Origin of the sequence: Arthrobacter sp. H14 (assembly GCF_000520495.1) — a bacterium.
Taxonomy (GTDB): Bacteria; Actinomycetota; Actinomycetes; order Actinomycetales; family Micrococcaceae; genus Arthrobacter_C.
In genome coordinates, this window is record NZ_AZRX01000471.1 from 1 (window position 1) to 6,735 (window position 6,735).

Genomic DNA, 6,735 nt, shown 5'->3' on the forward strand with positions numbered 1-6,735 from the left:
CGTCCTTATGGCAGGCTTTTTCGACTGTGCTTCGCTACTTGAACCAAGTCGGATCGAAGAACCGCAGCCCGTTCACCTGTCCGCTCGTGCAGCAGTATCGAGGCTAACTGGCCATCCACAGGAAGGCCGCTACCTGTCAGCCGACCTTAACGTACGATTTTTCTGGCGTAGCGTTCATCAAGGATTTGCCTGGCCGTACTCTGATCATCTTGTCCGCTGAGCTTATGACCGTCCCGGCGGGGGTTATCCCGGTTGACGCCTCCCGCAAAATACCGCACAGCCAGAACCACCAGCAGAACGATAGCCACGAAGGTCAATAACCCAAAAAGGCGCAGGCAGCGGGGAGGACACCATGATGGCCTTCACCATCAACGGGAGGGAATTCGACGGTGAGCGGACCGACACCGCGGTGGCGGCCGGGACAGTGGAGGAATGGACCCTGACCAACTCCAGCCCCATGGACCATCCCGCGCACCTGCACGTGTGGCCCATGCAGGTCATCGAAGACGGTGGCCGCGACGTCCCCGAACCGAGGTGTGTTTCGTCAAATTGAAGTAGGCCATTTCAGCGCTAAGAATTAGGCCACCTCGGCTCGTTTCTGGTCCATCTCGGCAGCTGGCTATTTCATGAGGGCATTTTTTTGACCCTGTAGGACTCGCCGCGGAACTGTAAGAGCCGCCCGTGGTGCACCAGCCGGTCGATGACGGCCGCGGCCATGTTGTCATCGCCGAACACGGTTCCCCAGCGGGAAAACTCCAAATTTGTTGTGATGATCAGGCTGCGTTTTTCATACCCGTGCGCGATCACCTGGAACAACAGCCGGGCGCCCTCGGTATCGATCGGAAGGTAGCCCAGTTCATCAATCGCGATTAGCTGGTTCTTGGCCAGGGAAGCCAGTTCTTTATCCAGCCGGTCTTCATCCTTGGCGCGGCGCAGCAACATCACCAGAGCAGAGGTCGTGAAGAAGCGTGCTTGGATGCCCCGCCGGCAGGCGGCTGCCACCAGCGCGGTGGCCATGTGGGTTTTTCCGGCTCCGCGTGGCTGCAACCGCTCCTTGCCATAGTGGCGGCTTCACGAGGGAAGTGTAGACTTCTGTGCCTTTAAGCGCCGTAGCGGTTCAGCCAACTGGAGAATGTTCAGGTGGATCGGGTCTTTACCGATAAAGCCTCCGGCAGGGACACGAAACGGGCGCAGCTCGATGAGCTGCTCCAATTCGCCCGCGACGGAGACACCCTCCCCGTGCACAGCATGGACCGGCCTCGCCCGTAATCTGGATGACCTGCGCTCCTTGGTGAAGATGCTGACCAAACGCGGTGTGCGGGTCGAGTTCCTCAAAGAAAACCTCACCTTCACCACTGAAGAAATGAATCCTCCCGGTGTGTTCGGAGACTCGATTTTTTGGAAGGATCGGGATCATGGCACGACCGACACAGAATTACAGCCCGGAGCTCCGTGAACGTGCGGTGCGGATGGTGTTCGAAATCGAGAAGGACTATCCGACGCAGTTCGCCGCTATGAAGACCGTGGCCCAGAAGCTGGGGATCGGCTCGCCCGAGACGGTGCGCAAGTGGATCCGTAAGGCCGAGGTGGACCGCGGTGAGCGGGCCGGGACCACCAGCGAGGAACACGCCGATATCAAGCGGCTCAAGCGGGAGAACGCGGAGCTGCGCCGGGCCAATGAAATCCTCAAGGCGGCCTCGGCTTTTTTCGCGGCCGAGATCGACCGGCCACAGCGCTGATAGCGGCCTTCATCGACGAGCATAAAGACCGCACCGATGGAGGTCTGCGTTGGGGCGTCGAGCCAATCTGCGACGTGCTCACCGAGCACGGGACCAAGGTTGCCCCAACGACGTATTACGACGCCAGGAACCGGGATAAGACCCGGCGTGAACGCAAGGATGAGGAGTTGATCAACACGATGGAACGGGTGCGCAGGGACAAGCCGTTCACGCGCCTGTTCGGGGCGCGGAAAATGTGGCTGCACCTGCGCGGCGCCGAAGGCATTGACGTCGCCCGCTGCACCGTTGAACGGCTGATGAACGGACAAGGCTGGGAAGGGGCCCTGCGCCGGAAAAACGTCCGCACCACCATCGCTGACGAGCAGGCAGCCAGGGCTGAGGACCGGGTGAACCGGCAATTCTGGGCACCGGTACCGAACCGGTTATGGGCGGCGGATTTCACATACGTCAAAACTGATGCCGGCACCGTCTACGTCGCTTTCATCATCGACGTGTTCTCCCGCCGGATCATCGGCTGGATGGCCGACACAAGGATGCGCACTTCCCTGGTGTTGGCCGCCCTCGAGATGGCGGTATTCACCCGCAGAAAGGAGGGCGTCAAAGACCTCACCGGCTTGGTACATCACAACGATGCCGGCAGCCAGGGCAGATTCAACCGGTCGCCGCAACACCCCGATTATGGAGGTGTAAATGGGCAGGCCAGCTGGATGGATGAAGGAGCAAACGGGAAGGGCGCCGATGAAGTCGCCTGGGAAGCCGTCGCTTCGCCGGGATGTGGAGCGGTTGTTCTGGCGCGAGATCGCCAAGGGACTGACCAGCGAGGAAGCCGGAATCGCGGTCGGCGCGTCGCGGGCGGTGGGCAGTCGCTGGTTCCGGGATCGTGGTGGAATGCCGACGTTTATGCTCACCCCGCTGACAGGCCGTTACCTATCATTTGAGGAACGCGAAGAGATCGCCTTGCTGAAAGCCCAGGGAGCCGGAGTTCGGGAGACCGCCGGTCGGCTCGGCCGGGATCCGTCAACCATCTCGCGGGAACTGCGTCGAAACGCCGCCACTCGAAGCGGGAAGCTCGACTATCGGGCGTCCGTGGCGCAGTGGAAGGCGGAGACGACTGCCCGACGCCCCAAGACGGCCAAACTTATCACCAACGAACCGCTCCACGAGTACGTGCAGACGCGGCTTTCCGGACGGGTCCGCCGGCCCAACGGGACACCAGTGACGGGACCGGAAACGGCGCCCTGGAAGGGCCGTAACAAGCCGCGACGCCAAGACCGCAGGTGGGCGACGGCATGGAGCCCGGAGCAAATTGCCAACCGGCTGAGGATCGATTTCCCCGAAGATGTGTCCATGCGCATCTCGCACGAGGCAATTTACCAGGCACTTTACGTCCAAAGCCGCGGGGCACTCAGGCGGGAACTAGTCACCTGCCTGCGCACCGGGCGCGCATTGCGCGTGCCACGGTCCCGCGCCCGGCAACGGCCCAGCGGCCACGTCACTAAGGAGGTGATGATCAGTGAACGACCGGCCGAAGTGGAAGACCGTGCCATACCCGGCCATTGGGAAGGCGACCTCGTTATCGGCACCGGCCGGTCAGCGATCGGTACGCTCGTGGAGCGCACCAGCAGATTCACGATGCTGATCCATCTGCCTCGGATGCCCGCCTACGGCATCGAGCCGCGGATCAAGAATGGCCCCGCGCTGGCTGGCTACGGGGCCGAGGCGGTGCGTATGGCCCTCTGCGAACAAATGGGCACGATGCCAGAGCAGTTGCGTCGCTCGCTGACCTGGGACCGCGGCAAGGAACTGGCCCAGCACACGCAGTTGAGGCGCGAGACCGGCATCATGGTCTACTTCGCCGACCCGCACAGCCCCTGGCAACGTGGCACGAATGAGAACACCAACGGGCTGGTGCGCCAGTACTTTCCCAAAGGCACAGACCTCTCACGGTGGAGCGCCGATGACCTCAGCGCTGTCGCCGCAACCCTCAACGACCGACCCCGCAAAACACTCAAATGGAAAACACCGGCAGAAGCTCTCGATGAGCTAGTCTTTCGACCACAGAGCAACGATGTTGCAACGACCGGTTGAATCCGCCTCAGACGGGCATTTCCCGCTTAAAACGCCGTAACTACCCAAAACCAACCGGTGGATTCAGGCTAAGTACTGCCGCGCTTCTAACAACCAGTCCAGCGTCTCGGGGCTTGGGGAATTTGCCGATCGGATGGCACGAGACGACTGTGCTAGCGGAACGACGACTGTGGCTTCAGCTTCTTCTGGCGTGGAATCTCCGTGCCACGCAGCGACGCGCCAGCGGTTTCCGGCACGAACCAGAGGGCCAGCGCCCCACGGCACAGGCGGCCATCAGGTTGTACGCCGGGACAAATACATCGCCCGTCACCTCGATGAGTCGAAACAGTTCGCCTTGATCGTGCCACCAGCGGCAATGTCACCCTCGGCGGCGTTTGGGGTAACCAGACGGCTAACCCAGTCACGGGAACAGCGTCGGTCACGCTCATTACGGCTACTGCGCCTCCCCACTCAACACCGCCTGCCGCAAGAGCCATAGACCGGAAATTCCTTTGGGATACTGGGGGTATGATGGTTGCCTCCCCGTCCGGCTTTTCAGCCTGGGCGAAGAAGACGGATAGTTCCTGGAATGCCCGGTTATGGGCGTGGTGCAAGAGGATTCTTATGCATCCACAGGTGTTACTGGCTGTTAAAGCAGCCTTGGCTTGCGGTGTTGCCTGGGCCTTGGCGCTTCTCATTCCGGGGCCGGCGGCCGAGTATCCGTACTATGCTCCCTTGGGTGCGTTGATGGCGATGTATCCGACTGTTGCCGGCACGACAGTACAGGGACTGCAGGCCATTGTGGGTCTTGGTGTTGGTGTGGGGTTGGCCTACATCGGTATCCTGATCGGCGATGTCGGCGCATTCACGGTGGCTTTCGTTGTCGGGGCAGGGATGTTGGTTTCGGGGGCATTGCCGCGGCTCGGCGGCGGCAGTCATTGGATTCCCGCTGCCGGATTGTTCGTATTGGTTGTTGGGGGCAGTGATATAGCTGATTACTCGCTGGGTTATTTCATCCAAATGGTCGTTGGTGTCCTCATCGGCATGATTGTGAGCACGTTGATCTTTCCCCCGCTGTACGCAGGTGACGGGGTGCTGCGGATGACCGGGCTGCGCCGGAGTGTGGCACACCAGCTGCAAAACATGGGCCAGGCCCTGGCCGAAAAATGGGCGCCGGACGATATCCGCTGGGCTGCCAGCGAGAAACAACTGGCCCAGGCGGCGCGCGGAGTCAGGGAAGCCGTGCGGTATGGCGAAGAAAGCCGGAAAGGCAATATCCGCAGCGGCTTTCACCGCGGTGACCCTAAAAGGGACTACGAGCACGTCAGAGCTCTGGAAAGGGTGACCTTCCACGTCGAAAACATCACAGACATGCTCAACGATGCGATCTGTGGCACCGCCGACCAGGACGCCATCCCCGAAGCGATGAGCGTGCCGCTGCAGGAAGCCTTCGCCGCAATAGCAGAGGTTCTGTATTCATGGACCATCAACGACGATGACGATAAAGCCCTTGCCACCGCCCGCACGGCCATGAGGCGGGTCTCCGAAACAGGCTACAGGTCACTTTCCAGCAAGGCTCCCTACGGCGCCGCATCCGCGATCGCTATGAGCCTGCAACAAATCCTCAAAGCAGTAACGCCTCTGCTGAAAACCGCCGGAAAAACGACGCCGGAAAAATCCCACCTCGTTAACAGGCCCTCTTAGCCACAAATGGCGGTCAGTTGCGGGGGTCGGTGGGCGCGTTCAACGGCCCGTAACCGGATAGCTCGTCGGGGAGCGAGTCGTATCCGACCAGCAGGATAAGGACGAGAGTTAGCTTGACTCTGCGCCCAGCTCGATTTCGGTCCAGGGAAGATCGACCATGTCGGCTCAGGGAGTAACCGGTCAAAGCCCGCGCGCCGTATATGACACCAGGATTCACGCCGAGCAGGGCAGGTACTCAAAGCTTTAGCCGGTGAAAGTCAGTCTTCGATTTGCGCCAATCTCCGTCTAAGTTCGAGGTTCTCGCCGTGTGCGGCCGCCAGAGCGTCCTGCAGCGTAACGAGTTCGGCGCGGTGGCGGCGCCGCTGCTCTTTGATTTGCGACGAAAGCGCACGGATGGCCGCGGTGTTGATCGATGTATCGGTGTCGGCGGGTTGGGAAGTAGATGACGCATGCGGTTTGCGCAGTTCGGTGATTCGTGACCGGAGAGCTGGCGTGTTGTATAGGAAGGCGAGCTCCCCGACGCTGGCGTACTGACCGAGGACGAAACACAACGAATTCTCAACAAAGAAGGCCGAGCTGCTGGCCCGGCTCTAATACCGCGGCAAAGGTAAGACAAAACATCGTGCTTAGCCCCTGTCAAGCGCCCTTGGCCACCGATAATTTTCGCCTAGGTAAAGCCTGGCTTCCTGCCCCGGGTGAGCCCACTGTCACCGTCGAACCGGCGCGGGACTGTCCCCCCGCCCCGGGCCGGAACTTCCACGCGTTGCGCTGCAACTCGGATACGCCGGACGTCATCATTCATTGTCCGTTATCGCTGGATTTCCGTCTTCAATCTGTTCCTCCAGGGCCGGTCGACTGTTCCTCTTGCCCTCCGCCCCTCCCCGGGGCGTTTCTTCAGCTGCCTGGCCGCTGTCTTCCTGGTTGAGATGTTCGGTGACGGCTTCATCGAAGCTGTCCTTACCATCGGATTCGGGCATTTTAGGGCCAGCTGACTCCGGGCCTGAAGCCTGGCCGGCACTGTCACGGCTGTTACTTTCAGCCGGTGTCCGGTGCTTGTTGGTGTTCACAGTGCTTCCTTCCCTGTTTGATGTACGGATCGGATCGGGAGCCTGGAGAATTGGCCGGATCTTGCCCGGTCTTTGCGTGGCATCGAACCGCACTCTCCACGACGGATCATTGTGCGTGCATCTGTATGTGATGCGCAGGCAAAACATATACCAAGCAT

5 protein-coding genes and 3 pseudogenes are annotated in these 6,735 nt (G+C 60.8%); 6 read left to right on the forward strand and 2 right to left on the reverse strand.

Annotated elements, in window-relative coordinates:
- Positions 1-328 precede the first annotated feature (328 nt).
- Positions 329-535 (forward strand): annotated as a pseudogene (locus tag Y707_RS0101325) (multicopper oxidase domain-containing protein); the annotation flags it as partial.
- Between the two features lie 89 nt (positions 536-624).
- Here the strand turns inward: Y707_RS0101325 and Y707_RS22475 are convergent.
- On the reverse strand, positions 625-1,017 hold the full coding sequence (locus Y707_RS22475; protein ID WP_442853268.1) for an ATP-binding protein: 393 nt from the start codon (positions 1,015-1,017) through the stop codon (positions 625-627).
- A gap of 108 nt (positions 1,018-1,125) precedes the next feature.
- On the opposite strand from Y707_RS22475, the pseudogene Y707_RS22480 reads away from it, so the two are divergent.
- The 5 genes and pseudogenes from Y707_RS22480 to Y707_RS22490 all read left to right on the forward strand — a co-directional run.
- A pseudogene (locus Y707_RS22480) lies at positions 1,126-1,363 on the forward strand (recombinase family protein); the annotation flags it as partial.
- Between the two features lie 52 nt (positions 1,364-1,415).
- Entirely contained in the window at positions 1,416-1,739 is a 324-nt protein-coding gene (locus tag Y707_RS0101340; RefSeq protein ID WP_026533781.1) for an IS3 family transposase, read from the forward strand.
- 44 nt (positions 1,740-1,783) lie between these two features.
- Positions 1,784-2,371 (forward strand): annotated as a pseudogene (locus Y707_RS29410) (DDE-type integrase/transposase/recombinase); the annotation flags it as partial.
- Positions 2,372-2,450: 79 nt separating this feature from the next.
- Positions 2,451-3,827 (forward strand): IS30 family transposase, encoded by a 1,377-nt coding sequence (locus tag Y707_RS0101350; RefSeq protein WP_081744547.1) that lies wholly within the window; start codon positions 2,451-2,453, stop codon positions 3,825-3,827.
- A gap of 603 nt (positions 3,828-4,430) precedes the next feature.
- Positions 4,431-5,510 carry an FUSC family protein gene (locus tag Y707_RS22490; RefSeq protein WP_051441525.1) on the forward strand — a complete coding sequence of 360 codons (1,080 nt, stop codon included), beginning with the start codon at positions 4,431-4,433 and terminating at the stop codon, positions 5,508-5,510.
- A gap of 794 nt (positions 5,511-6,304) precedes the next feature.
- On the opposite strand, the gene Y707_RS0101365 is transcribed toward Y707_RS22490, so the two are convergent.
- Positions 6,305-6,577, reverse strand: a complete 273-nt coding sequence (locus Y707_RS0101365; RefSeq protein WP_026533783.1) for a hypothetical protein — start codon at positions 6,575-6,577, stop codon at positions 6,305-6,307.
- Positions 6,578-6,735 lie beyond the last annotated feature (158 nt).